Consider the following 2,781-nt stretch of genomic DNA (forward strand, 5'->3'; position numbering starts at 1 on the left):
AGCAAAGTGAAGATATTAAAAATGCTGGGAAGTTGACAGACGATCTTTGTTTTTATACTGATGAAGATGGAACTCATTACTTTGTACGTGCAGTCATGGAAATACCAATTAATGGTGTTGTTGAACCTTTTACCTGGGGAATATGGTGTTCGTTGAGCAAAGCTAGCTTCGATAGGTACGTAGAAACATACGATGACCCTGATACAGAAGATTGTTATTTTGGGTATTTATCCAACTATCTACCGTATTATGAAAATACGTATGCGCTAAAACTAGATGTGCAGCCACAAGAAAACAATCAAAGACCGCTGCTTGTTCCCCATGAATCTGAACATAAGCTAGTCAGTGACTTTGAAAATGGCATTAGTATTTCAAGGGCGCAGGAGATAGCTGAAACGTGCATGCACAGCTAACAAGTTGGCGGCAAAATCTCCGCGTTTTTTGTGTTACTCGCTGCGCTCAATCATTAGCAAAAAACACTCCGCCTTCGGCGCCGTTGAAACGGGTGTTACCGTATATCCGATTGCAATACTATCTCTAATGCCAATAGTCATTTCCGGTTCTTTAGCTCCAATATGCTTTTGTCCAAAAAAAGTTAGCCAAGCTCTAATTGTAGTGGCCAGAATTTATTGGCCACTACAGAACATACAGCTTAAAAACTGGAATCCAAGTTTAATTAGCATAGACAAAATTAACACTTGAATTTGGGGAGTATGCAGCGATTGGATAGAGTCTATAAATTCAAAATTAGTAATGTAGTCATAATATAAGGAAATTTATGAAATATTTAGGGTTTATATTTTTATCAATTATAAGCACGGCCCTTAGCGCCAACGAAGTTGATCAAAATGGCAAGATATACAATCAGAGGGATTGTTTCTCAGGACCATTTACCAGTTATGATAATTGGATAAATTTCATGGAGAGAAAATTTTCTAGAAAGATTAAAAATCCTGAGTTGTTAAAAAATAAAATGGATGGCTTCAAGAAGCAATTTGATAAGGATGAATTTAATACCTACAGCAACAACCTTTCATGTACTAATTTCACATACAATGTCGAAGGGACTGATGTTCTTGGTTTTGTCATCAAACCTAAAGAGTCAACTACTGACCTACCTGTAATAGTTTACAATAGGGGCGGGAATGGTAATTTCGGTGGCGTTGTATTTGGTGCAATGATGAACAATCTTTTTCCTATAGCCAATAAGGGATTTGTGATCGTAGGTAGCCAGTATCGAGGCACATTTGGTTCACCAGATAAAGGTGAACAAGATCAATTTGGTGGTTCTGATGTCCAAGATGTTGTTGGACTAGTGAATCTGATTGGAGAGTTTGACGGAGCTGATACAAGTAAAATAGGTATGCTTGGAGCTAGTAGAGGTGGCATGCAATCATTTCTTGCTCTAAAACAACTTAATAATATAAAAGCTGTTGCAACGATTGCACTAAATGCCGATCTAAATGCAGATCTAGCAACGCGACCTGAAATGGAAAAAGTATATAAACACCGAATTCCAGGTTACAAAGGAAACGAAAACAAAAAACTCGCTGAAAGGTCAGTTATCAATTGGGTGGACAAACTCCCTTCTGGTGTTCCAATTTTATTAATTCATGGCGAAAATGATGTTCGAGTCTCTGCTTCTCACTCTAAAACATTTGCAAAAGCACTAAAAGAAACTGAGATTGAGCATAAATTAGTAATTTATGCTGACAACCACTTCATTTCATCTAACACCACAAAAGCTCACAATGAGATTACCAAATGGTTTACAGAAAACCTGTAAAATCGCAGTGATCAATATGCTGTTAATGGGTAATCCACCTAAAAATAGTATTTCTATTAATAACTTGCTATTGTTCTGGAGGGCTTGAAGGTTCTTTTATAGCTCATTTTAAAGGTGCGTTTTCATAGAAGATGTGAATATTAAATGATTGATGCTGTTTGTACTTATGGTGGTGAAAGGCACACTTTCTCAATTTTGAGATTTCAGACATTAACTGAAACCGAAATTGAAAAATTTAGGCAATTTTTACAATGCCCAGAGTGCAAAGGGAAGGCTTACTATCGTAAGAGAAGCTCAGACGGTAAAGCGGCGTGCTTTGGCTCTAGATATCATGTTGCAGGATGCGATGAAGGTCATCCTTCAACTCAACGAGACCGAGAGACTCGGCATAGCGTAGAAGTAAATAAGGTCATTTCAGATGCTGATATTATTAGCATTGATTTCATGTTATCCAGCACCAAAAAGCCTGCTACAGAGGTGCAAACTGTCGCCTCTACACCAACTGCACCTCTACTCCACAAAATCGATAATACCAGTCGCAAACACGCTAGTAACAATGAACAAACCAAGGTCAAAGTATTAGGGCTTGAGAAAATTCTCAATAGTCTAATGCGTGGCAGTGACTTAGCAGAGTCGAGTACTTTGATTGAGCTTGATAGTGGCTATAAATTTAAAGCGAAAAATTTATTTGTTAACTTTGCTGAAGCTGAGCCTAGTGCTAATGCCAAAGAGGCAAAGCCTAAAATGTACTGGGGTACGATTTCTCACGTAGACAAAGAGCTTGATTGGTTAAATCCATCTGATTGTAATGATGTTGGCATTCCTATCTCTAAATATAAGTCGATATTATTAGAACGTTTCAATGTAGCGGAAGGGCGACAGTTAGAAGGTGCGGGGGTTATTCTGTTTGGCAAATGCTTTTGGAACTCAAAGAAGACTCGCAAGATAATTGAACTGTGGAATGCAGACAGAATTTTTATCTCAATACTAGAAGA

At 37.8% G+C, this 2,781-nt stretch carries 3 protein-coding genes; all 3 read left to right on the plus strand.

What is annotated here, in order from left to right:
* Nucleotides 1-413 (plus strand): DUF2199 domain-containing protein (locus tag H5202_RS20050; protein WP_182773618.1); only part of this gene is annotated, 413 nt, incomplete at its 5' end.
* Between the two features lie 365 nt (nt 414-778).
* Entirely contained in the window at nt 779-1,786 is a 1,008-nt protein-coding gene (locus H5202_RS20055; protein WP_182773619.1) for an alpha/beta hydrolase family protein, read from the plus strand.
* 144 nt (nt 1,787-1,930) lie between these two features.
* Nucleotides 1,931-2,781 (plus strand): hypothetical protein (locus tag H5202_RS20060; RefSeq protein ID WP_182773620.1); only part of this gene is annotated, 851 nt, incomplete at its 3' end.

This window comes from Shewanella sp. SG41-4, from assembly GCF_014164505.1.
GTDB lineage: Bacteria > Pseudomonadota > Gammaproteobacteria > Enterobacterales > Shewanellaceae > Shewanella.